Annotated in this window: 27 protein-coding genes and 1 tRNA gene; 5 read left to right on the forward strand and 23 right to left on the reverse strand. The window is 64.2% G+C overall.

Translation table 11 applies throughout. The features are described 5' to 3' along the window. Nucleotides 1–6: 6 nt before the first annotated feature. Nucleotides 7–82 (reverse strand) — tRNA-Val (locus AAHM44_RS00230). An 82-nt stretch (nucleotides 83–164) separates the two neighbouring features. Between AAHM44_RS00230 and AAHM44_RS00235 the strand changes: the two genes are divergently transcribed. The 4 genes from AAHM44_RS00235 to AAHM44_RS00250 are packed head-to-tail and all read left to right on the forward strand — an operon-like array spanning nucleotide 165 to nucleotide 1,745. Beyond that, the gene (locus AAHM44_RS00235; RefSeq protein WP_342248589.1) at nucleotides 165–398 is read left to right on the forward strand and encodes a hypothetical protein; all 234 of its coding nucleotides are present in this window, start codon (nucleotides 165–167) and stop codon (nucleotides 396–398) included. 12 nt (nucleotides 399–410) lie between these two features. Further along, complete coding sequence (locus AAHM44_RS00240; RefSeq protein WP_342248590.1) at nucleotides 411–650, forward strand: hypothetical protein; 240 nt, start codon at nucleotides 411–413, stop codon at nucleotides 648–650. 59 nt (nucleotides 651–709) lie between these two features. Next, complete coding sequence (locus tag AAHM44_RS00245; protein WP_342248591.1) at nucleotides 710–1,081, forward strand: hypothetical protein; 372 nt, start codon at nucleotides 710–712, stop codon at nucleotides 1,079–1,081. 1 nt (nucleotide 1,082) lies between these two features. Next, the gene (locus AAHM44_RS00250; protein ID WP_342248592.1) at nucleotides 1,083–1,745 is read left to right on the forward strand and encodes an SOS response-associated peptidase family protein; all 663 of its coding nucleotides are present in this window, start codon (nucleotides 1,083–1,085) and stop codon (nucleotides 1,743–1,745) included. 520 nt (nucleotides 1,746–2,265) lie between these two features. Here the strand turns inward: AAHM44_RS00250 and AAHM44_RS00255 are convergent. The 5 genes from AAHM44_RS00255 to AAHM44_RS00275 form a co-directional block, all read right to left on the reverse strand. Continuing rightward, complete coding sequence (locus AAHM44_RS00255; protein WP_342248593.1) at nucleotides 2,266–2,433, reverse strand: hypothetical protein; 168 nt, start codon at nucleotides 2,431–2,433, stop codon at nucleotides 2,266–2,268. Nucleotides 2,434–2,609: 176 nt separating this feature from the next. Then, a complete protein-coding gene (locus AAHM44_RS00260) occupies nucleotides 2,610–3,023 on the reverse strand; it encodes a hypothetical protein (protein ID WP_342248594.1) in 414 nt (137 codons plus the stop codon). Beyond that, nucleotides 3,020–3,277, reverse strand: coding sequence for a hypothetical protein (locus tag AAHM44_RS00265; RefSeq protein ID WP_342248595.1), 258 nt, complete (start codon nucleotides 3,275–3,277; stop codon nucleotides 3,020–3,022). The genes AAHM44_RS00260 and AAHM44_RS00265 overlap by 4 nt, the downstream gene beginning before the upstream one ends. Nucleotides 3,278–3,356: 79 nt before the next feature. Next, nucleotides 3,357–4,043, reverse strand: a complete 687-nt coding sequence (locus AAHM44_RS00270) for a glycoside hydrolase family 19 protein (RefSeq protein ID WP_342248596.1) — start codon at nucleotides 4,041–4,043, stop codon at nucleotides 3,357–3,359. A gap of 14 nt (nucleotides 4,044–4,057) precedes the next feature. Then, entirely contained in the window at nucleotides 4,058–4,507 is a 450-nt protein-coding gene (locus tag AAHM44_RS00275) for a hypothetical protein (protein ID WP_342248597.1), read from the reverse strand. A 94-nt stretch (nucleotides 4,508–4,601) separates the two neighbouring features. Between AAHM44_RS00275 and AAHM44_RS00280 the strand changes: the two genes are divergently transcribed. Further along, complete coding sequence (locus AAHM44_RS00280) at nucleotides 4,602–5,702, forward strand: acyltransferase family protein (RefSeq protein WP_342248598.1); 1,101 nt, start codon at nucleotides 4,602–4,604, stop codon at nucleotides 5,700–5,702. A gap of 1,832 nt (nucleotides 5,703–7,534) precedes the next feature. Here AAHM44_RS00280 and AAHM44_RS00285 read toward each other — a convergent pair. The 17 genes from AAHM44_RS00285 to AAHM44_RS00365 form a co-directional block, all read right to left on the reverse strand. Continuing rightward, nucleotides 7,535–7,933: a hypothetical protein gene (locus AAHM44_RS00285; RefSeq protein ID WP_342248599.1), complete on the reverse strand. Its 399-nt coding sequence runs from the start codon at nucleotides 7,931–7,933 to the stop codon at nucleotides 7,535–7,537. Between the two features lie 26 nt (nucleotides 7,934–7,959). After that, a complete protein-coding gene (locus tag AAHM44_RS00290) occupies nucleotides 7,960–10,245 on the reverse strand; it encodes a Hint domain-containing protein (protein ID WP_342248600.1) in 2,286 nt (761 codons plus the stop codon). Next, complete coding sequence (locus AAHM44_RS00295; RefSeq protein ID WP_342248601.1) at nucleotides 10,245–10,718, reverse strand: DUF6950 family protein; 474 nt, start codon at nucleotides 10,716–10,718, stop codon at nucleotides 10,245–10,247. Before AAHM44_RS00295 ends, AAHM44_RS00290 begins: the two co-directional genes overlap by 1 nt. Next, a complete protein-coding gene (locus AAHM44_RS00300) occupies nucleotides 10,685–11,230 on the reverse strand; it encodes a hypothetical protein (RefSeq protein WP_342248602.1) in 546 nt (181 codons plus the stop codon). The genes AAHM44_RS00295 and AAHM44_RS00300 overlap by 34 nt, the downstream gene beginning before the upstream one ends. Nucleotides 11,231–11,233: 3 nt before the next feature. After that, nucleotides 11,234–11,821 (reverse strand): hypothetical protein, encoded by a 588-nt coding sequence (locus AAHM44_RS00305; protein ID WP_342248603.1) that lies wholly within the window; start codon nucleotides 11,819–11,821, stop codon nucleotides 11,234–11,236. 3 nt (nucleotides 11,822–11,824) lie between these two features. Further along, entirely contained in the window at nucleotides 11,825–14,089 is a 2,265-nt protein-coding gene (locus tag AAHM44_RS00310; RefSeq protein WP_342248604.1) for a hypothetical protein, read from the reverse strand. A gap of 1 nt (nucleotide 14,090) precedes the next feature. Continuing rightward, nucleotides 14,091–14,600: an HK97-gp10 family putative phage morphogenesis protein gene (locus AAHM44_RS00315; protein WP_342248605.1), complete on the reverse strand. Its 510-nt coding sequence runs from the start codon at nucleotides 14,598–14,600 to the stop codon at nucleotides 14,091–14,093. Between the two features lie 280 nt (nucleotides 14,601–14,880). Beyond that, a complete protein-coding gene (locus AAHM44_RS00320; RefSeq protein ID WP_342248606.1) occupies nucleotides 14,881–15,291 on the reverse strand; it encodes a hypothetical protein in 411 nt (136 codons plus the stop codon). 2 nt (nucleotides 15,292–15,293) lie between these two features. Further along, the gene (locus tag AAHM44_RS00325; protein ID WP_342248607.1) at nucleotides 15,294–15,746 is read right to left on the reverse strand and encodes a hypothetical protein; all 453 of its coding nucleotides are present in this window, start codon (nucleotides 15,744–15,746) and stop codon (nucleotides 15,294–15,296) included. 13 nt (nucleotides 15,747–15,759) lie between these two features. Then, nucleotides 15,760–16,182, reverse strand: a complete 423-nt coding sequence (locus AAHM44_RS00330) for a hypothetical protein (protein WP_342248608.1) — start codon at nucleotides 16,180–16,182, stop codon at nucleotides 15,760–15,762. A 3-nt stretch (nucleotides 16,183–16,185) separates the two neighbouring features. Then, nucleotides 16,186–16,524 (reverse strand): phage head completion protein, encoded by a 339-nt coding sequence (locus tag AAHM44_RS00335; protein ID WP_342248609.1) that lies wholly within the window; start codon nucleotides 16,522–16,524, stop codon nucleotides 16,186–16,188. Further along, on the reverse strand, nucleotides 16,524–16,937 hold the full coding sequence (locus AAHM44_RS00340) for a hypothetical protein (protein ID WP_342248610.1): 414 nt from the start codon (nucleotides 16,935–16,937) through the stop codon (nucleotides 16,524–16,526). Before AAHM44_RS00340 ends, AAHM44_RS00335 begins: the two co-directional genes overlap by 1 nt. A gap of 24 nt (nucleotides 16,938–16,961) precedes the next feature. Further along, nucleotides 16,962–17,543 carry a head-tail connector protein gene (locus AAHM44_RS00345; RefSeq protein ID WP_342248611.1) on the reverse strand — a complete coding sequence of 194 codons (582 nt, stop codon included), beginning with the start codon at nucleotides 17,541–17,543 and terminating at the stop codon, nucleotides 16,962–16,964. Between the two features lie 26 nt (nucleotides 17,544–17,569). Next, complete coding sequence (locus tag AAHM44_RS00350; RefSeq protein ID WP_342248612.1) at nucleotides 17,570–18,115, reverse strand: hypothetical protein; 546 nt, start codon at nucleotides 18,113–18,115, stop codon at nucleotides 17,570–17,572. Nucleotides 18,116–18,165: 50 nt separating this feature from the next. Then, complete coding sequence (locus AAHM44_RS00355; protein ID WP_342248613.1) at nucleotides 18,166–18,618, reverse strand: hypothetical protein; 453 nt, start codon at nucleotides 18,616–18,618, stop codon at nucleotides 18,166–18,168. Nucleotides 18,619–18,696: 78 nt separating this feature from the next. Further along, on the reverse strand, nucleotides 18,697–20,025 hold the full coding sequence (locus tag AAHM44_RS00360; protein ID WP_342248614.1) for a phage major capsid protein: 1,329 nt from the start codon (nucleotides 20,023–20,025) through the stop codon (nucleotides 18,697–18,699). A gap of 95 nt (nucleotides 20,026–20,120) precedes the next feature. Beyond that, nucleotides 20,121–20,993 (reverse strand): S49 family peptidase, encoded by an 873-nt coding sequence (locus AAHM44_RS00365; RefSeq protein ID WP_342248615.1) that lies wholly within the window; start codon nucleotides 20,991–20,993, stop codon nucleotides 20,121–20,123.

Below are 20,993 nucleotides of genomic sequence, written 5' to 3' on the forward strand. Positions count from 1 at the left end.
GGGGGATGGTGGGCGCTGACGGGCTCGAACCGCCGACCCTCTCGGTGTAAACGAGATGCTCTACCAACTGAGCTAAGCGCCCCCGCGAAGGAGAACGGCGGATTTAAGCCATTTTCGGCCCACGTCAATTGACAGCTTCGCGGAACGGAGCGGATACAAAAGGAATGGATCGGCATAAAAGCTCCCGAACTATTCCCGAAGGCGCCAGCGACCAAGCGATCGAATTGCTGATCGGCAATTTGGAGCGGAAATGGGAAGCCGCGCGACGGCCTGACAGCAGCTACGATGATCGATCCGAATACACGGCCGCTGCGCATTGGGGAGTGCCAAGGCTGATCGCGGAAATTCGCCGCCTGCAGCATGAGCTACAGTTAGGGAACCCGACTCGCGGTCAATGAGTCAGGGGAAGCATGGCGATCATCATGACCCCTGAGCAGCTGCGGGACCTGCTCGCGACCCTCCTGGAAGGCGCCGCCGGCGGGACGCACGACGCCTGGCTCCGCGCGATAGGTCCGGTCGAGAAGCTCCCGACCCACCTCAACATCACCTGCAACTGGGCCGTTCACCCGAAGGGCACCGCGGCGCAGAAGAACGCGATCGCGCGCGCCGTCGAGCTGGTACGCGAGGAACATCCCTATGTCGCCCCGTGACTCGACTTCCGGCCGTGCTCGGTCCGATAGATGCTCAGTATCGAATCGAGGAGGCCAGGGTGGCTAAGTTCGGGAAGACGCCGGAACCGCAGTTCTTCGTCAACGACGAGGACAAGGAGGCGATGGTCGAGCAGCTGGTGCCGCAAACGATCTATTCGCTCGAACGGCTCGGCTCGATCGAGAAGGCGCCTCTCGCCGACGACTATTTCGACACCTTCGCCCGCGCCTGCGCGGTGATGATTGCCGCCGACACCAACCTCGATACCCCGGCGAAATCTCGGATGGCCGCCGAGGCGATGGCCGTCCATGTCCTGCGCCACGTAAAGCGGTATCTCGAAGAGGAGATTGAAACCGGCACGAGCGCCTTCCAGCGCATGCTCAACGACTTCGAGATCCCGGAGGAAATGAAGCGCGCCTGGGAGGATAGCTGACTTGTGCAACCGCGCCCGCAACAAGAATGCCCCCGAGCCTGAGACGCTGTTCGAGCGCTTCGGCTCGAAGTGGCTGGTCGACAAGCCGATGGACAACCGGTTCAACCCGGCCGAGCTGAGGCCAGCCGGCAGGGCCTATGTCGTCCGCGAGAACGACCGAGGTCGCGGCATCGACGTGATGAGCTGGGACGTGCTGGGCGGCCAGGCGAAATGGCCGATGACGAATGTCCGGCAGCTCGGCCTTCCGCAGTGGAAGCGGCTCGCGGCAGAACCCGAGAACCGCTGCCTCGTGCCGCTCACCGAGTTCTGCGAGTGGACGCCTGAGCCGGTCGACCTGGGCGATGGCAAGAAGCCGCTCAAGGGTGAGATGTGGTTCGACGTCACAGACCAGCCGATGTTCGCGGTCGCGGGCTTCTGGCAGCCCACGGCGTTGGGCAATGGCTTCACCATGGTGACCTGCGACGCCAACGAGCTGGTGGCGCCGATCCACCCCAATGCGATGGTGACCGTGCTTGAGGAAGCGAATTGGGACCTCTGGCTGCGCGGCAGCTATGAGGAGATCGTCAAGCTGCAACGGCCTTATCCGGCGGAGCGGATGACGGTACGAGGCCCGGTGTTTCCTACCCGCCGCGTCTCCGTAGATCCTCAAGCGTCCACTGCTTAGACCGTTCGTCGGTCCACAGTGGCCGGTAGACCGCAAGCAGGATGTAGAAGCGGTTCCAGCCCGCGCAGCCCTGGCGCAGCCGGCAGGGGCAACGGCGGTTGATTAGCGAGTATTCCGGGCCGACGCGCGCCGCCAGGGCGGTGATATCCACGTCCTTCCACTCATGGCACCGATCGCAGATCGCCCGAACTTTGCAGCCCTCGTCGATCATCGCTCCGAGGGTTCGGGCCCATAGGGGGAATACGCGCATTCACGAGAACATCGCAGGAACATTCGAGTCGGGGCAATGCCCAAAAGCGACGCGCAATTCAGTAGGTGCGAACGATTGCAGCTGTTACGCTGTTGGTGTGAGCATCATCGGTCTCATCAAATGCCTTCTCGGCAAGCATGAACGCTCCCGTGGAGCGGCACATGACGCTGGAGATCATATTGAGAGCGTGTGCCGCCATTGCGGCGTACCGATGGAAAAGGTCAACCTGACCTGGCGTGTGAAGCGCTAGGTCGCGCCGCCGGACCGCAACTACCCCAGCAGCTTCCGGCAGGCATCCGCCGCACGATCGTTCGAATTCGGATGTGTTTCCAGATAGGTCCTGCACTTCGCCTCCATCGCGTCGAGCGACGAGCGCATCTGGGTGATGGTGCAGCCCGGGAGGGTGAGGATCAGGCAGGCGAGGGCAATGCGCTTCATTGCGGTGCTCCATCCTTCGGAATCGGCGATGAGGAGAAGATGCGCGCCAAGTCGTCGCGGAAGCCCGCGACGGCGCGGTCGACGATGTGCCCATATTCGCACCGCACCGCGTCGTCTTCTGAGCGATGGGGCGCGTGGCAGGTTGAGCAATGCCACGTGGTGCTTGGGTAGGGCATCTAAGCCGCCTCCTGCTCGTCGGCGCTGAGCGGATTCAGCGTCCAGTACCAGCGGATGCCCCCGAATTCTTTGGCGCCGGGGAACGGGTCGTGGATCAGCTCGCCGTTGAAGACGACGGCGGCGTGCATGATCGGCTTACCCGCGCGCGAATGACCATCTGGGTAGAAGCGGCCGCCGGTTCCGGTCGCGATGGCGAACCCTTTCGGCGCACCTTCGGTGGCCATTACGCAGTCGATCTCGAGGCCGCGCTCGGCGAGCCACTTGTTCCATTCAGCCCAATAGTCCCCGGCGAAATCAGGCAGAACCTGGCACACGTCGCGGAGCGGCAGTTCGAGGATCGACGCCACGCAGGCGTTGAAGCAGTTGCCAGCGCCATCGTTGGCGACGGTGCGGGTTTGGTAGACCGGGATCACTTCTGGTCTCCTTGGGCTTTCTGGGCGACAATCTCGGCGTTGCGGTCAGCGAGTTCTCCACCGCCCTTGGTCGCTGCGTAGGCCCAGGACACGACGTCCTTGATGAAGGCTCCAACGACGAGGGTGCCCAGCGTCTTGAAGTACTCGTTGTTGCGAAGTTCCGGGATCGCCGCGGTCATGACGAACACCATCACGGTCAGGCAGAACACGCCGATTCCGATCCAGCCTCGTGCGTCGGGTGGGCGGATGCTCATGCGACGATCCTCGCCAGCCAGCCGTACATGAAGGCTTCGTTGGCGCTGCGCCCTTCGACCAGCGAGACGTAGCGCTCCCTCACAGCAGCACCTGCTTTGCCCGAGCGAGGAACGCCTTGGCTTCCTCGAGCCCGATCTTCCCGCCGTTCACCTTCACGCGAACAGCGGTCAGGTCATCGTGGTCGGCGACGGCATTGATGTTCCGCTGCCGCCAATAGGCGCAGGCGACCAGCATGCCGACGTCGGGCGTTGCGACCAGGTCGGGGTTGCCCAGCACATCGACGCCGGTCAGCTCGGCCGCCCCGGCGTAATTGTCGTGGCCGGTCAGCTGCGTCGGGCCGCGCCCTCGATAGAGCCATCCGTCGCCGGGCTTGGTATTGCCCAGCCGCCCGCCGTAGACCTTCTCCGCCAGCGCCTGCGGGTTGTTCGCGAAAGGCTTGGCGGCCGCGTCGGTCGGGAAGCGGCTCGGCCACACCGCACGAAGGCGAGGGACCGAGTAACTCAGGCTTTCCTCGAGCTTGGCGAACCCGCCCGTCTCGACCGCCCATTGCGCCAGGGCGTGCGCCACGCGCAGCGGCGTGACGATCTCGGCCGAGGGCAGGTGCTTCGCGGTCGCCGCGCCGAGCTGCGCGACCAGCGGCGTCAGCTGCTGCCGGCCGATGAACGCCAGCACGGCGGCAAAGGTCTTGGGCCCGGCTTCGCCGTCGACCGCGAGCGAATAGCCGCGCGCGATCAGCCGCCCCTGAAGGGGACGTGCATCGAACATCGTCTTTCTCCTGATTATTCCGCCGCGCCGTCCGCAGCGTCGATTTCACTCAGTAATTCCGGCACGCCGGGCATCGACGGCACGGGCAACGGCTCCTCCAGGATCATGGATGCCTGAATCAGTGCCGCAGAATGCGGGGCCACCTGGATCAGCTCGGCGGCGAGCACGCGATAGGCGTTCCGCTGCCGCTCGAACCGGATCAGCACGTCGAGGTGGTTCTTAACAAGGCTGGCGTGCGCTTCCTCGATCCTGCTGAGGCGCGAGGCGATTTCGGCGTCCAGCTTTGCTTCCCGCGCTGTCAGCTCGTCATGCCACGCCTGCAGCTTGGCAGAGCGGCTGTTGGCGCGGGCGTCCTTCCAGTTGAGCGCCCATGCCACCCCCTTCCCGAGAGCAGCTAGAAGAGCGATGGCGCCGGCGATGATCCCGCCGACTTCGCCAGCGCTGACGCCGCCGGTGTCACTCATGCACATCCCCTTTTGGTAGATCCAGCGCCGAAACGAGAAGGCCTCGCGCGAAAAATCGTTTGTATTGAAGGGCCCGGTGTAGGATTTTCCGGGCATGGGACTGCTGCGCCTTTTACTATCGCTCGAGGTCGTGCTCATCCACTCCGGGGCAGGCTCGATCTTTGGCGGCAGGGTTGTTGTGCAACTGTTCTATCTTTTTTCAGGGTATGTAATCGCCCTGGTTCTATCCGACCGCGATAGGTACGACGGGGCAATTAGCTTCTACTTCGCGAGAGCTATCCGTCTTTACCCCGAGTATCTTTTGGTGGCGGCAATCACATTGCCGATTGTGGCGTTCCTTCCGGTACCAGAGCACCGACCACTCCTTGAGGTGATCACTGGCCCGCTCGGTCCCGCCGTCGCGATCTCGAACATCACCGTGATCGGCCAGGACTGGTTGATGTTCATCCCGGGCGCGCACCATGGCCTTCTAATGCCACAGACATGGGCCCTCGGGATCGAGGCATCATTTTACGTTCTCGCCCCGTTCGCGCTCAGGTCTAAGCGAAGGATCGCAATACTACTCCTCATGTCGATCTGCATTCGAGTTGCGCTGTTTGTCGCCGGCATTGGATTTCAAGATCCGTGGACACACAGGTTCTTCCCTGCTGAGCTTGCCATCTTTCTACTGGGTGCAATCGTTCAACGTTCGATTCCCGCTCCCCTGCTCCCGGGAACCATGTTGGCGATAACTCTCGGATGCTGCGCGTTGCTCGTGGGAGCCAGCCTGTTCCGACTGCCCGAGCCGGTGAGGTCGATCCTCATTATTGGGTCATTCGCGCTCGCGATGCCCGCGATAGCGAAATTTGACACCGTCTCGGCATGGTCGCGAACACTCGGAAATCTTAGCTATCCGCTCTACCTGACCCACATTGCTGCTTTGGCGGTGGTCGAGATGCTGGCTTCCAAGGCTCACGCTCCCGCAATCGGCGTGGTCGCTTCCGTTGCTGTAGCAATCGTGTTTTTCTGGTTCGCCACCCCTCGCCTCGACGCCTTTCGCCTACGGGCCCGCCAGTGGGAACGAGCCAGACGCCTACACTCGGTAGGTCGCCACCAACTGGCAGAAGACACCCGACAGGCTCTGAGCCGGAATGTTGTTGATTTTGGTGACCCCGGTCGGGATCGAAGCGATGAACCGCTTCGCGACGTTGCCTGAGCTCATTGTCGCGGTGCCAACCTGACCGGAGGTGTAAGGCAATCCCCCGATTGAAGCATAGTCAGGGCATGCGCCGCCGTTGAAGTTCAGAAACACGGTGACTACACGGCCATCCTTCACATATGTCGCGCTACTCACGCTCGGCGCGGTGCTCCATTCCTCACCCGAAACCGAGAAGTTGGGCGTCCAGGTGCCCTCCTCGTACCCACCGCGAATGGTGATGTCGCTGCAGGCATTGAATATCCAGCGATTGAGCACGGTAGGACTGTTGCTGTCCTCCAGCTTCGAAACCGCGCCGGTCATGAAGGTGCCGTTGACGACGCCGGAGGAACCCGCGTCGAACAGATAGGAATTGTTCGGCTGCGGAGCGGTGAAGCGCGTGGAGTTGATCGTCGTATTGGTGCCAATCACCTTCACGCCGGTCGTGGCGCGCGAGTTCACGCAACCGATGATATTGATGTTCGAAGCGACCTGCACCTGATCGAGCACGACGACGCATGCGCCATAGGGCGTGACGGGTGGGAACTCGGCATAGATTGTTTCGACCGAGAGCGTGTTGATCGCGCCGCCCGGCGACGAGAAATAGCAATATCCATCGGCGGTATTGTTGATGAACTGAGAGTAGTTCGAATGGATCCAGTACGCCCAGGCGCCGTTGCCAACGGCGGTGACTTCGTTCCCCATAATAATGTTATAGGTAACATCTCGGGCGCTGTTGATGTAAATGCCGTACTCCGAGACGGAGCCCCCAAAGTATCCCGAAATCGTATTGCCGATGATGAAATTCCGGTAGAACACCGCATCGACGACGATACCCCGGCGCGGGTTTCCGATCTGATTGTCACTTATCCGGCACATCCGGAAAGCGCTGTTCGTATCGGTCCCGACCAATACGATGCCGTCGCACTTGGCCCCGGTTCCATCGCCATCGCAGACAATTCGGATGCCCTCGATGATCAGGCCGATAATCGATTCGTTATCCGGGCACGAAATGCGGATAACCGGTTTGGCCGTCCCCGAGACCATCGTAATGTGGCTCAGCGCCGCACCAGCACCCGACAGGATCAGCTCGTTCTCGATCTCCAGCGTGTCGGTGACCTTGAAATCGCCCATTGGAACCGTCAGCCGGGCGCCAGTGAGCAGCGCAAAGGCGATCGCTTTCCGGAATGCCTGTGTGTTGTCGGTGCCGGTGTTGGTGTCGCGATCGTAATCCCCAACGGCCCCGAATTGCGTCACGGGAACGGGAAGACCTCGAAGGGCCGCCTGCACGTCGGTGGATACCGCCCCGTCGCCCGCCGGCATGTAAGGCACCTTCACCGCCGCCCGCAGGCTGAACGCCCGCCAGGTCTGGGCCGTGGTGCCGATGGTGATCGTGCCTTGCGTCGTCAGCCGCCAGAGCCCGGCCTGCGATCCATCGATCACCTGCACGACGGCGCCGGAAACAGCCTCGCCCGCGCCATCGAAATCGGTGGGGCGCGTCCAGGCCCCTGTATGGACGATCCACAGTCCGTTCTGGGCGCCGGCAGTCTGGTATGGGAGCAGCACGCGGTTGCCGTCGACAACATCGACTTCGCCGATGCGCTGTTCGCCGCTCAGGGTGATGTTGCCATCGTCGGCGCTCGAGGCGGCGACCACATCCGCATATTGGATGGGAACCCCTGCGGACTCGACCATTTCGTTCATGATCGACAGCGGCGCATCCAGCACCTGGTCGTCGTTCATGTCCTTGGTGACGGGGGCTCCGATGAAATGGCCCTTGGCGCGTGCCATGTCGCCGGCGCCGATACCGCGCACGCCGCGCTGGTCCATCTTTACACGTGCTGGCATGGCCATCAGATCGAAACTCCGGGCTTCAGGGTGAAGGTGCCTTCCATCCACGGCTCCCGCAGCCCGTCCGGGCCCGTCAGGATCAGGTCGTAGACGAAGGCGAGATTGCTGCCGGCGGGGTTGGCGCCGATCATCGAGAGGTAGGCGTCGCGCAGCGTTTCCCGGTTGAACTGGAAGCGCAGGATGCCCTCCGCCGGATCGATGAAGCGGATGCCCTCCACATTGCTGGTCACCTTGTTCAGGCGAATGATCGCGTCGCCGGCTTCCGCGCCATACTGGCGCACCTCGAGCACGGCGCCGGTGTAGCTCGTGAAGTCGAACGGCTCCCCTGCCACCTCGAAGGGCAGCTCGAACGCGAGCGCGGCCGATCCCCGCGCCTCCAGGGGCACGTTTGCAGGTTCCATCATGGTCTCCAGAAGGGTCGTGGAGCCTACAGCTCCGGATCGACCTGCTTGTTATGCGAAAGGACGCCGGCGGCGATGAAGCTGTGCGCGTCGGCCACGGTGATGGCGATCACATCACCATCATCGATCGGCGTGCCGATCTGCTCCAGCGTTACCCACGCGCCATCGATCCACACCGGGTGATCGAACGATCCGCGCAACACGCGCCCGCCGATCTCGGCCGAAAACCGCCGTGCTCCGGGCACGCGCTTCACCGCGGTGATCGGATAGCTGCCCCAGGCGAGCGTTTCGGCATGGCGGGTCCACACCCATTCCCCCACCATCAGCGTGCTCGCGGCCCGCTCGGTCTGGTCCGCCATCAGGATCGGCGTTTCCGGCGCCACGCAATAGCCGCCGCCACCGCCACCGCCATCCACCGGGCCGCCGCCGGAAGCCGGCGTCGTCACGCTGCCGAGGTAGTGGCGATAGGGATGCGCCGTGCTGTTCAGCGCGTCGGCCTGGTTGGTGGCGGTGTGATAGGTCGGCGCGGCGGCCGCCAAGGTGCTGTCGTCGAAATAGACGTGGTAGGCCGTCGAATAGCTCAGCCCGGTGATCGCGCCACCGGCCCGCGCCACATCGGCATTCTCGCCGGGATAGTCCCAGCTGTGCGCCGAAACCGTGATCGTCGCGCTCGATCCAGCATCCGATGCGGTCAGCAGCACGCCTTCCACGCGTATGTATCCGCCACGGATCGTGGCACTGGTCGCCGCCGGATCGGCCGAGGCAGTGGTGTCGCGATCCTCCGGCGTCGGCAGGGAAGGCACCGGCGGCGAAGTGCCGGTGAGCGCCAGGGCGAATTCATGCTTGCCAGGGCGCTCACCGATGAACTCGCCGCTCCAGCGCATAGCATTCCAGTCGGTGCTGCGCTTGGTCATGGTCGCTTCCTCGCGCCGGATGCCGAAGCGCTCGCGCACGGCATCGTCGAACGCCAGCAGGGCGCCGGCGGGGAAGCGCCGCAGCAGTGGTAGCGAGAACACCGGCTCTCGCCGATCGACCAGCTCATAGCCGGTGAGCTGCGCGGCCTGATCCGCATTGGTGACCAGGTCGAACGGCACGTCTTCCGGCTTCACCTCGCCATCCTCGGTCACGAAATCGGTGATCTGCACCGGCGTGCTCGGTACTGATGCCCATTTGTGATCGGGCGAGATGTAATAGGGCGTCAGCGTGTTCTTGCGCTCCTCATAGGCGACGGTGCCGGGGGAAACCGGCTCCCCCTCGCCGATGTCGTCCAGCGTGATCGTGGCGATCGGCACGCGCGGCGCATTGATCTTCAGCCCCAGTCGGGCGCCCTTGAAACAGGGCTGCGCCCCGCCCGCGATCAGGATGCGGCGCAGATTGTCCCACTTGCTGATCCCCTGCCCTTCGAAGATCGTGCCGTTCACCGTCCAGCCATTGGCATCGCAGACGTTCGCCAGCTCGACAAAGTCCTCCGCCACGATCTGGTCGATCTTGCCGCCGATGCCGAACACCTTCTGATATTCGGCACTGCTGTTGCTCTCATCCCGCTCCCAAGTGCCCAGCGCATAGCGCAGGGCGAGCAGACCGGGATTGCGCGTCCATGCCCATGTCGGCTTGGCCGCGGCGAACGCCGCTTTGTCCGCAGGGTCCGCCCAGCGCTGAGCGCCGCTGCCGCCGGGATAGGTGGTGTCCAGGCGCGGATCATAGGCGAGCACGCCCTGCCATTCCGCACCTGTCTGGATGAAGCCCGATCCGAACCTCTTGCCATCCTTGGGGAAGCGCGCGCTGAAGCAGATCGCCGCCTTGCCGGACAGCTTGTAGGCGCTGCCCCAATCGGGCGCCCCACTCCAATGCGGCGCCAGCGCATCGGCTTCGTTCGTCGCGCCCAGCTGATAGTCGCGGTAGAGCGTATCGTTCGAGAAATAGCCGATCGCCGCGCCGCCGCCGTCGAATGCGATCTCGGTGAAATCGCCGAAGATCTTCACCAGGCCGTGCAGCGGGCCGCCACCCGAATAGATATCGACCACCTGCAGATGGGCGTTCGGCACGTCGTTTTCGGTGCCATAGGCTACCTGCTGCACCCGGCTGCCGCCCGAATAGGCCTGCCCCAGCAGCTCCATGCTCGGCATGTTCGCGCCGATCTGGATATCGGTCACGGCGCCCTGCGCGGTCGGGCGCGCCTTGCCGCCGATCGCACCCATGATCAGCGCGTTCGCGGCAAAGGCGGCGGCGAACACCTGGCCGCCGGGCACGACGGCCAGCACTGAGGCCGCGATGCCAGATATCTTGCCCAAGGTGCGCGCGACCACCGCCATCACATCCTCCAGGCGGCCAGGAAGGCGTCACCGGGCATGCTGAACGCCTGCATGCGGGACTGATCCTCACCATGCCAGCCCAGCCACTGGCCACCGCCGGCATAGAACACCACGGCACCCAAGCCCTCGCCGGGCAGCAGCGCGGCGTCCCCCACGATCGCCATCGCGGGCGCGATCTCCGGGCCCAGATACGCGCCGATCAGGCTGCGCAGGTCGGCATGGCCCCTGCGCCGGATCGCGCGCCGTGCGCCCAGCGGCGTGCGGAAGCGCGGCACCGGCGGCGCCTTGCGCCCGAACGCCACTGCGAGCGCCCGCAGCGCATGGATGCAGTTGGCGCTGGTCTGCCACGAGAACGGCTTGTCCTCGAACCATGCCAGCGCATTGCGCATGCGCTCCGCCCGCTCGTGCAGGTTGCGCGGCGGCGTGATCTTCTTCGCCATCAGCCCCCCGTCCGCACCGAATTGGTTCCCCACGCCACGCTCTTCGTCACGCCCGTGGTGTTATCCAGCCCCCGCTCCCCGGGGTGCACCTTCTGGTGCGCCACCGAATTGAGCAAATTGCCCTCGTCGACGCTGAACAGCCGCTGCCAGGCCGATACCCAGCTCACCTCGAGCAATCGGCCCGACGCGGGCGAGCGCAGCACCGGCACGTCGATGATCCCGTCGATTTCGATTTCCGAACCGGTAACGGTGCCCAGATCGGGATCGATCTCCACCGTCCACCCGCGAATGCGGCAGCCCTGATAGGCCGGATCGTTGAGCGAGAGCGCCGGCACATCGGGCGGCGGCACGAAGGTGAGCGATGCGCCGGGCAGGATCGAACCGATGCCCTGCGTCAGCTCGTCCGCCTCCTGCAGCATGCCGAACAGGCTGTCGCGCGCGGTGTACGTATCCCCGCCGAACACCACCTGCCCGCCACCACACAGGCGCACGGTGTGGCCGGGCAGCTCGATCTTGAGCAGCCCGTCCACCATGATCCTGCGCATCTTTCAACGATCCTCGGTTACCGTGAAGGCAAAGGTGGTCAGTCGATTCACCTGCCAGGAAGACGGCGAGGAAAAGGTCACCGAACCTTCGATCTTCGGATCCGCCAGTTCGGCAAGGGTGCCGGCGGGCAGGGTGACGCGCAGCAGGTTCTTCAGCCGCAGCATCGCGGTGCCGTCCGCGCCGGCGACAACTTCCTCCATCACCCGGTCCAGGAAGCGCTGCCCGCCCACCACGAAGCTGACGAACTGGCGGCGACGGATGGGATAGTTCGGGTTCAGGCCGGTGAGCGGCACCAGCTTGCCGGCGCTGGTAGTGCTCGCCACCACTGGTGTGCCCGGCGCGCCCGGATCGAACCCCGGCTGATGCACTCTGAACAATCCACCATGCTTCTCAGCATCGTCGAACAGCGCCTGAAACTCGGCGCCCTCGGGCTCGACACGATAGGGCCGCGACACGAACTGAAATCCCCAGCGATCGCCGGGCCGATCGACATGGAACGTCCCACCGGGCGCATTCTGGCTGTTCCCGTTCGTCACGGCAAAGGGCACCGCCTCCGCGAAGCAGAGCGCGGTCAGGTCCACGGCCGCCATCGGTCAGGCCGACTGCCGCGAGGTCTGCACCACGGCCTTGTGGTATCGGCCGATCCCCGTGGCGGTGGCGTCGTTTGCGATCCGCTCCATGTCGCGCAGCAGCGCTTCCGTCACGACGGCGCCGCGCATGTCGAACACCAGGGATCCGCCGCCGCCGCGATCATTCGCAGGGCGCACATGGATCGTTTCATCAGCCGAGACCATCGCCGTGGGCCTGCCGTTGATCGAGAGCAGGTTGCGGTCGATGCCGGGGATTCCTCCCACCATGAAGCTGCCGCCATTGGCGAAGCCGGGAAGGCCGCTGCCGAGACTGGAACCAAGGCTGGAAAGGCCGGCACTCGAGCTGCCGCCATTGCCGCCGCCGAAGAGGCTTGCCAAGCTGCTGAGAAAGCCTCCGCTGCCGCCGCTGCCGGAACCGTCGCCGAGAAGCTTCTGGATGCCCTTGTCCATCAACAGGTCGAGCGCCTTGATCTGGAAGCGCTGCAGCGCATTGACCAGCACATCGCCCAGATCCTCGCCCTTCACGATGGCCTCAGCCAGGCCGTTCTTCACATCCGCGATCCCATCCGCCGCGGCGCGCTCGAATGCCTCGTTGATCTCGTCGGCCGTCTGCGGGAGCGAATCGAGATAGGATGCCAGTGGACCCATGGTGTTGCGCTGGATCTGGCCGGCACGAAGACCCTTCTCCTGATCGAGCTGGGCAAGCTTGTTCCGCGCATCCTGCTTCGCGGCCTCCGTCGCATCGTGCGATGCAACGATCCGCTCCAGGCTCAGCCGCTTCAGCTCGATATCATCCTCGAGCAGCTGGAGCTGGATGCGCTGGCGCTCCTTCATGGTCCGCGCGCCATCCAGCATCAGGCGCAGGATTTCGTCCCTGCTGTCGATCTCTGCCTTGGAGGAAGTGAGGGCCTGGTCGCTCAACTGCTCGTCCAGCTTCCAGTTCACCAGCGTGTGCTGGCGCGCGACATTCGCTTCCTTTTGCGCAAGCAGCTGCTTGGCCTGGTCGCCCGTGATTTCCTTCTGCTTCACGCGAAGATCGAGATCGCGGCGATAGGCGGCCAATTCCTGATCGAGCCGATCATGCTCGATCTTTGCCCGCTCGTTCACGTCGGTGGTGATCTGCGAAGTGAGCTGGAGCTGCTCGTTCTGCAAGCGCTGGAGATCGTCGTAGAAACGCTCGGCCATCTGCGCGGATCGGTCGCGAGCGGCCGCCCCCCCTTTGGAACCCCCGGCCTGGGCGAAAGCGGGATCGAGCTTGCCCGTGTCGAGCGATTTGTCGATCCTGTTGGCCAGCTGCACCTTGGTCCCCGAAGAGGCGATGTTGACGATCGCCTGCTGGAGATCCTCCTTGGAGATCATCGATCCCGACATGTCGATGTTCTCGGTGCGGCGTAGCGCTTCTTCCAGCGAGACGCGGCCAGATCGCACGCCCGCGATCAGCGATCGCGCCGGTGCACCGATTCTGCCGCTATCGAACATCCTGTCGCCCGTCCCAAGGACGGATGGCACCTTGCCGGTAAACCAGTTCGACCAGCTCTGCTTGCCAAGGTTGCCGAACGCCTTGTCCGCATCGGCCCGCTCCTTCATCGCCTCGGCGCGCATGTTGATCGCGGTCAGCCGGGCGTTCAGCAACAGCACTTCGTTCTGCGACTTGATCTTCCCGGTGGTGAGATCGAAAATCTTGCCGAGCGCCGACTGTGCGTCCGAAAGGCCGTCGTTGCCCAGTGCGGCGGCCTTAGCCGCCTCCGCATTCCCGAACAGCTTCATGGAAAGGGTGCCCACGAGTATTGCAGCGGTACCGAACGCTATCCCCCAAGGGCTGCTCATCACACCGAGCAACCCCTTGCTTTCGGCGGTCATAAGCTGAACCGCTTGTATCATTTGAGGAAACTGCTGGATGAAGATCGTCTGCAAAGCGATGTTCGAGCCGTACTGGGTCGCTACGTCGTTCAGATTGTACGACATCTGCTGAAGGCCGGCGTTGAACTGGCCGTTCGCGCCCCGCAAGCGGGCCTGCCCGCCTACAAATTCATCGTAACGCTGGCGCAGCCGCGCCACGAGGATACCATGCTGATCTAGGTTGAGCTTGTTCGACTTCAGGGCATTGTCGAGCATTGCCGTCTGTCGATTCAGCTTGTCGGTAGCAGCCGCGACTGGATCGAGTTCCTTCACCAGGGAACGCAATCCGCCCTTGGTGCTCTCGATCGCGCTCAACAGGGAAGCGCTCTCACCGGCGAAATAGGTGGTGAGATTGGCAAGCGTCGTCACTTCACCCGTTCCTTCCGTTTGCCATCGTTGCGCCAAAGCGCGGGCGGCTCACAGCCACCACGCCATCCCCGATCACACTTTCAATCCCGGCACGGATCACATCCACCTGCACCGTCACGAACGTGCCCTTGAGCTGCTCCACGATCGGACGGGCCCAGGGGCGCGCCCGCTGGTTCACCGTGCCGATCTCCCGGAAATACCCCCAGAATGCATTGCCGGTTGTGACCTTGAAAACGACCGCATGCTCCTTGCGCGGGCGCACCGATCCAACCCGGATATTCTGGTTCAAATGGCCATAGTCACGCCGGTGGACCATGCCGTCCTTGGTCGTCCAGGTCTTCGCGCGCGAGTTCGGATCGAAGGGCGCGCCCTTTGTCCATGCATCTCGCAGCAGCACCGCGGATGCCTCGATCCCATCGCTTACGATGCCCGTAGCCACCGCATTGCCCAACTGCGACAGCATCGCGTCCAGCTCAGCCAGGCCGGGGATGTCGATCGTGCCGATCTGCATCAGCTTCCCTTCACCTTGCCCCGAAGCCTGAACTTGATGGATCGCAGTGCGTGGAGCATCTGCGAGTCGCTCTGAACCTTTGCCTGTGGCGGCGCGGTATCCATCATCTCCGCCAGAGTCGGCCGCTCTCCTTGCCAATCGAAACCACTGCCCATCGATCCCGTCCAATAGGCTTGCCAGCCTCGGCGCCGGCGATAGGCCTTGATCCGGATGTGCGTGGTCTTGGGCGTTTCGACGGTCAGGAATTCGGAGAGTGAGCCGCCGGCTTCCAGATACAGTTCTAGGACGCGCTCCCAGTCCCACCGCTCTTCGTCGCCGGCGTCCCCGCCGGCTTCGCTTCCCCCGGTTCCGGCTCCCTCAGCTTGATCGAAGCGCGCATCGCCTTGCCGAGCGCGGGAAGGACAATGCTGCCATGCCCCTTCACCAGCTCGGCGCAATCGTCGAGGGTGAGCTCGTCATGGTCGCGTCGGGTAGCCCCGAACATCAGAGCGGCGGACGTTTTGAGTTTGACGGACCGCTGCTGCACCTCCGCGAGCACTACCTCGGCGAACACATCCGCATAGGATTTGTCCAGCAAGTCCTCCACCGCGAACCAGGCGGAATTGTTCATCACCAGATGGAGCGTCCGCTCTGCAACTTCCCCTTCCGCCGGCAGGATCGCATCTGCTTCGCCGATCAGTGCATTGGCCATGATCAGGCGGCCTGCTGATCGATGACGCCGGTTACTTCGACGGTGAAGTTTGCCACCTGGACGCCACGCACAGGCGCATCCTGCGGTTCGTAGCTGGTGACAAAGCCGGAAAAGGTCAGCTCTTCCTTGGCGCCGTCGGTGGTCGGCACGACGATCTTGAAATCATAGACCTCGGGGCTGTTGCGCGCCGCGATCATCATTTCATCCATCGTCGAACCGGCGATATAGTGGTGCGACCCGGTGACCTGGCCGGGATCGTACACCGGCTCCTTGATCTTCTCCATCGGCACCCCGCCATCGGGATCGGTGGCGCTGTCATGCGTTGTAACGTCGACGATGCCATGCGTCGGATTGGGGTTCTTGAGCGAGATCAGCTCGGCCACCTGGACGAGCGCCTGCCCTGCCGGCGCCATCCAGAACTGCTTCCCGAAGTTCGGGATTGCGGCAACGGTCATCTATCCATTCCCTTCATGCTGCGGGTTGGGCGAAAAACGAGAAATCCTGCATTGCGCGGTAGACCTTCCGGCCCGGAGAGCTTTCGGTCCCGCCAATCTGGTCCGTGTCGAAAAGGTGCATGTTCAGCTCGAACGGAGGCAGGAACTCTGTCCCGCCCACCGTCACCGATGCCACGTCCTGCAACTGGAGGAGGCATGCCTCATAGAGTGCCGACGCCTCGGACTGCTTTTCGGCATACCAGTCGATCTGCACGCGCGGATTGACCAGCGCGTTCACCCCTTCATGCGTCCAGATCTGGCCGGCCCCTGCCGGTGTCAGCAGGCAGGCGCGCTTCCAGAGGCCGGTGGGCAGTTCCCACCAGCTCACCTCGGTGGGCAGATTGATCCCCTTGGCGATCGCCTCGAGCCGGGTCTTGAAGTCGGCGCGAAGGGGCATGGCTCAGCCACGCACCTGGGTGGCGGTAAATTCGAGTTCACCCGGCTTGCCCGGCGCCACAGCCGTGATGTCCCAGGGTTGCTTGTAATCCATATCGAAGATCCGGCAGTCGGCCACCGTCACACCGCGCAGTTTGGTGGTGGAATAGACGTTGAAGGTCGCGACCTGTGTCGCGCCCTCCGCCGCCCCATTTCTCCGCTCGGCGCCGGTGCCGTAGAACACGCGGGCCAACGCGCTTTCGATCTTCTGCCAGCCCTGCTCTTCGTGCACACCTTCGTCGGTTCGCGCGTCCACCTTCCGTTCGAACCGGATACGCCGGTTGCGCTTGCCGGCGGCAGTCATCAGGGAAGCGTCACGCCAGGGTTCTGAATGTCGACGTGCAGAACCGTGGTGGAGGCGGCGATGCCGATCTGCACCACGTTCTCGCCGCTGCCCACATCGGCCAGCGGGCAGATGCCGCCGGGGGTGTCGGACAGGTAATAGGCGGTACCGGGCACCAGCGTCGCGCCGATCGTGATCGGCCCCGCGCGCAGCACTGCCAGATACTGGCCATCGGAAGCGCCGCCCAGCGCGATGCCCTTGGCCTGCTTGGCGGCAGCCGAGCCGTTGCTGTCGGCCAGGCCATAGCGATTGGTGGTGTCATCCTCATAGACCACCTTGCCGGCGGTAATGGTAGCACCGGCCTTGCCGCCAAAATCGAGGTTGGCGCCAACACCCGCCAGCACGAGTGCGGCGGTGATCGAAAGATCAGCCATGGATTGCCTCCTGAGTAGAAAGGATCAGAGCACGGGCATGCGGTGCTGGTCGCACAGCATGCGGAAGCCGAGGGGAAGCTCGGCAGTGACGCCACTGGACACGACCGCTTCGCGGTTCGCGTACAGGTGCGCCAGGAACATCTTCGCGGCGGTCAGCAGGCCGGGCGGGCATGCGCTGTCGGCGAAGCCGGCGTCGAACGTCACGGTCACATCGCCATAAGAGACGGGCCATACAGCGCCGATCGCAGGCGAAAGCTTGCCGCCAGCGAGCACGCGCCAGCTGCCCTCCGCCATCTCGATCGGCACGCCGTCCGGACCCGGATAGGCGACTGCCGTGACGATCACGGTGGCATCGGGTCCACGCCCGAGGCGCATTGTGCCACCGAAGCAGCTGAACTTCGCCACCACGCCGACGCGGGGCGCCAGGAACAGGTTGGTGTACCGCTCCACGGCATCGACCGCGGCATCGCGCAGCGCTGCGATCAGGCCATCGAACTCGGTCACATCGGCATCAATGAAACCGAGATGCGCCTTGCACGCGGCCAGCGGCAGCAAGCCCTCGCCATATCCCGCAGGCATCGCCTGGGGGGTGAGCTGCAGGATCATGACGAGGGTCGCCGCCGAGGGAGGGGTTATGCCTGGTCGGCCGCGAGCTTGGCGCGGATCGCGACAAGCAGGGCGTCGCGATTGTCGCCCTCCACGCCGAGAGCCACAGCCTTCTCGAGCAACTCATCATCGCTGAGCGCGTCGAAGCCATCGTCCAGCTGAAGCTGCTGCGATGCAGCCGGCTTGCCGGGCTTCGCGCCAGCCTTTGCCGACTTCGGCGGCTTAGGCGCCTTGTCGGCCGCCTTGACCTTATTGGGCGTCGCTTTGGCGGGCTTTCCCGGATCGCCAGCCTTCTTGGCCGTCACACCCGAGCCGGTGATCGCCCGCGGCGGCACGCGGCCAGTGCGCGCGTCCTGGCCGTCGCTCACCAGCTCAAGGTCCTCGGGCATCTCGATCGGGTTGCCATCGTGGTCGGTAAGGGCACCGGTCTCCGGATCGAAGAAGGCCGCATGCCCGCGACGCACGAAATGCATCTCGGATTCCGGGGTCGATCGTTCGACCTTCTGGGCCTTGGTGAACTGCTCGAGGTCGTTGCCCTCGCCAACGCTGTGGTCGCGCAAGAAGATGATCATGGATCGCTCCGAAAGCTTGGCGGGGCGCGGAGTGCGCGCCCCGCGTCAGGTCAGCCGACGATTTCGTCGACGGTGGCGGCATCGTTCGCCGATGCCGCGCCGTAGCGGGCATCGGTGCCGATCACGACGGCGCCAGCGTCCGAGGTCGCGGTGGCGATCGTCATGGACAGCTGGACGAACCGGAACCCGTTGTTCTTGTCCAGGTCGCCCTGCACGACGTTGATCAGCGCCTGCTTGTTGCTGTCGCTGCCGGCCTGAGTGAGCTGGGTGATCGCCAGGCCGGTCACGTCCTTCGCGTCGGTGCCCGAGCCATCGGTCGCCTGCCGGATCTTCGCGTCGAGCGTGGCCGATGCGCCGAGGTCCCCGGCCATCACGATCCCCTCGAGAGCGTACCACTTCTGCATGTCGATCCAGTCCGTTGCGTAGGTGCCCGCCGCATACGCGTCCGGATCGATGACGCCGGCCACGCTGAAACGCGCCGACGGGTTGAGATTGCCGTTCATTTGCCTTGCTCCGATTGTCTGCCGCTCAGGCGGCCAGGGCTCCCCGGCCAGCGCCGGGGAGCGGTTCAGGCCGCGCGATCAGGCGCGGTCGGCGAGCGCCACGAAGTGGCTCTTGGTGTTGCTGCCGTTGGCGGGCGAAACCGGCGCCGAAAGCACCGGCTGACCGCCGACCCGGAAGATCCAGCGGAACGCCCGGATGTTGTAGTCGAAGTAGAGGTGGATCGATTCCGCGTACTGGACGCCCGACTGCTTGCGGAATGCCTCGTAGCCCATCGGATTGACGAGCATCAGGTCGCCCTTGTCGCCCACGGTCTTCGAGTGTTCGGTGAAGTAGATCGGGCGCCCGAGCAGGGTGCCGCCCGGGGCATCCTTGAAGTTCGGCTGCCAGAGCAGCGGCCCACTGGCGCCGGCCTGCAGCGCCATGATCTGCGGCAGCGTATCGCTGTTTGCCAGCCATACAGCCTGACTGGGGTTGATGACGCGCGCGAGCATCTTGGCGATGTTCGCGGCTACGATGCTGTCGGCAGCCTGGCCGCTTTCCTTCGCGATGGTGATCAACGCACTGGAGGTGAAGAAGCCCAGCGGCTTGGCGATCCCGTCGCCATAGATGTAGGCATCGACCGTCTTCCAGCGGATAGCCGCTGCAGCCTTGTTGGTGAGCAGGTCCGCGATCCGCGGAGCATCCTCGAGCAGTTCCTCGGTCGCGAGAACGAACGCATAAAGCTCGTTCATCACCGTCTCGCGCGGCGTGAGGGAGAGCTTGCTCGCCGTCATCTGCTCCGCTTCGACCCGCCAGTAGGCCTGGATGCCCGAGGTCCCCCAAGGGGTCGTCTCGTCGCCGAGTCCGATGACGCGATTGCTCGAAGTGGGGCTCGGGTCGATCAGGTTGATGACCGGGTCATCACCGGCATAGACAAGATCGACGATCTGCTGCCGGAATTCAGCCGGCACCAGGTAGCTGCCGGCGGTGTCACCCTGCTCGGTATGCACGTTGGACGGTGCAGCGAGACGCTCGTCGATACGGAATGCGCCGCCTGCGGCGGGGTTCGCAAAGCGGACCGCCTGGGCGAACTCGGCGATGTTGTTGAAGCCGGCGGTGTCGAGCTGCGCACGCGGCTGCGCCGGAACGATCAACGTCGCGCCCGGCTGCACCAGCGGCGCAGACTGGGCGGCCACCGGCTGAGCGGCGGCGAGTGCTCCGGCAAGGCCAAGTGCAGATACGCCGGTGTTGATCGTTTCGAGCCGCTTGATCTGGGCGCTGAGGCGATCGAACTCGGCCGCATCCGCAGTCTCGGCCGCCTCTTCCTCTGCGGTCAGGTCGCGATTCTCGCCGATGGCCGCGGTGATGCGATCCTCGCGGCGCTTCGCAACCTCACGCGCCTGGTTCTTCAAGATGGCCAGGTTCATGATGAACTCCTTTCAAATGGCCGTTGATCCGGGCGCGTGCGCCCATGAAAAAAGCGGCCCGAAAGCCGCCCATCATCTTCCCCATGGAAGTCCGTTCAGATGGTCGCCGCCTGCCCCTGCATCTCGGCACGGCGACGCATCAGATCGAGCCGCGAACGGCTCGAGGAGTATTTCGCGATCACATCGCGCAGCGTCATTACCCCATCCGTGGCGCCGCGCGAGAACGCCTCTTCGGCGCGGAAAGTCTTGCCGGTGCCGTGCACCGCCGGCACATCGGCTACTTTCATGCCCCGCCCCCGCGCGATCGCCGCCACAAAGGCCTGATTGGCGGCTTCCACGCTCGCCTGAATGTCGGCGCGATCCTCGTCGGTCAGCGGCGCGTGCGGGTGCGCCGCGATCTTGTCCGGGTGTGACGCAATCGGCGTGGTCTTCATGCCGATCTTCTCTTCGAAGCCCGACATGTCGGTGTGGCCGGACCGAACCCCGACATTCGCAACCTCGCCGCTGGTGGTCACGAAGAACGCCGACGCTTGGGTCGCGACATGGTAGGCGGCCGAGAAGCAATAGGGGTTGGCCACCGCCACCACAGGCTTCAGCTGACGAACCTCGTAGACCGCGTCGGCCAGCTCCTGCGTTCCCCACACCAAGCCGCCCGGGCTGCGCACGTCAAGGATGACGGTGCCGATCTTGCTGTCGGCGCCGAACTCGCGAATGCGATTCGCGAGCACATCAGTCATCACGCTGGCGCCCGAGTAAACTCCGGAGGGCGCCATAACTCCATGCATCGGGACGATAATGCTCGCCCCCTCGCGGATCGGATCCGCCGCCTTTGCCGCCGCTGGGGCGGAAATGCCGGCGAAGTTCTTGATCACATCGGGCAGGAACGATTCCAGCGCGCCCTTCTTCAACAAGGCGTCAAGGAACGCCGGGTGCATCGCCCACAGCGCGGTCGAAGCCATCACGTCCAT

The sequence above is a fragment of the Sphingomonas sp. OTU376 genome, assembly GCF_038440415.1.
Taxonomy (GTDB): domain Bacteria; phylum Pseudomonadota; class Alphaproteobacteria; order Sphingomonadales; family Sphingomonadaceae; genus Sphingomonas; species Sphingomonas kyeonggiensis_A.

Bases quoted from the DNA above. Each gene is read 5' to 3' on its own strand.
- AAHM44_RS00235 (WP_342248589.1), top strand. From the start codon at position 165: ATGGATCGGCATAAAAGCTCCCGAACTATTCCCGAAGGCGCCAGCGAC.
- AAHM44_RS00240 (WP_342248590.1), top strand. From the start codon at position 411: ATGGCGATCATCATGACCCCTGAGCAGCTGCGGGACCTGCTCGCGACC.
- AAHM44_RS00255 (WP_342248593.1), bottom strand. From the start codon at position 2,433: ATGAAGCGCATTGCCCTCGCCTGCCTGATCCTCACCCTCCCGGGCTGC.
- AAHM44_RS00265 (WP_342248595.1), bottom strand. From the start codon at position 3,277: ATGAGCATCCGCCCACCCGACGCACGAGGCTGGATCGGAATCGGCGTG.
- AAHM44_RS00270 (WP_342248596.1), bottom strand. From the start codon at position 4,043: ATGTTCGATGCACGTCCCCTTCAGGGGCGGCTGATCGCGCGCGGCTAT.
- AAHM44_RS00275 (WP_342248597.1), bottom strand. From the start codon at position 4,507: ATGAGTGACACCGGCGGCGTCAGCGCTGGCGAAGTCGGCGGGATCATC.
- AAHM44_RS00280 (WP_342248598.1), top strand. From the start codon at position 4,602: ATGGGACTGCTGCGCCTTTTACTATCGCTCGAGGTCGTGCTCATCCAC.
- AAHM44_RS00285 (WP_342248599.1), bottom strand. From the start codon at position 7,933: ATGGAACCTGCAAACGTGCCCCTGGAGGCGCGGGGATCGGCCGCGCTC.
- AAHM44_RS00290 (WP_342248600.1), bottom strand. From the start codon at position 10,245: ATGGCGGTGGTCGCGCGCACCTTGGGCAAGATATCTGGCATCGCGGCC.
- AAHM44_RS00300 (WP_342248602.1), bottom strand. From the start codon at position 11,230: ATGCGCAGGATCATGGTGGACGGGCTGCTCAAGATCGAGCTGCCCGGC.
- AAHM44_RS00305 (WP_342248603.1), bottom strand. From the start codon at position 11,821: ATGGCGGCCGTGGACCTGACCGCGCTCTGCTTCGCGGAGGCGGTGCCC.
- AAHM44_RS00315 (WP_342248605.1), bottom strand. From the start codon at position 14,600: ATGCAGATCGGCACGATCGACATCCCCGGCCTGGCTGAGCTGGACGCG.
- AAHM44_RS00320 (WP_342248606.1), bottom strand. From the start codon at position 15,291: ATGGCCAATGCACTGATCGGCGAAGCAGATGCGATCCTGCCGGCGGAA.
- AAHM44_RS00325 (WP_342248607.1), bottom strand. From the start codon at position 15,746: ATGACCGTTGCCGCAATCCCGAACTTCGGGAAGCAGTTCTGGATGGCG.
- AAHM44_RS00330 (WP_342248608.1), bottom strand. From the start codon at position 16,182: ATGCCCCTTCGCGCCGACTTCAAGACCCGGCTCGAGGCGATCGCCAAG.
- AAHM44_RS00335 (WP_342248609.1), bottom strand. From the start codon at position 16,524: ATGACTGCCGCCGGCAAGCGCAACCGGCGTATCCGGTTCGAACGGAAG.
- AAHM44_RS00340 (WP_342248610.1), bottom strand. From the start codon at position 16,937: ATGGCTGATCTTTCGATCACCGCCGCACTCGTGCTGGCGGGTGTTGGC.
- AAHM44_RS00345 (WP_342248611.1), bottom strand. From the start codon at position 17,543: ATGATCCTGCAGCTCACCCCCCAGGCGATGCCTGCGGGATATGGCGAG.
- AAHM44_RS00350 (WP_342248612.1), bottom strand. From the start codon at position 18,115: ATGATCATCTTCTTGCGCGACCACAGCGTTGGCGAGGGCAACGACCTC.
- AAHM44_RS00355 (WP_342248613.1), bottom strand. From the start codon at position 18,618: ATGAACGGCAATCTCAACCCGTCGGCGCGTTTCAGCGTGGCCGGCGTC.
- AAHM44_RS00360 (WP_342248614.1), bottom strand. From the start codon at position 20,025: ATGAACCTGGCCATCTTGAAGAACCAGGCGCGTGAGGTTGCGAAGCGC.
- AAHM44_RS00365 (WP_342248615.1), bottom strand. From the start codon at position 20,993: ATGGACGTGATGGCTTCGACCGCGCTGTGGGCGATGCACCCGGCGTTC.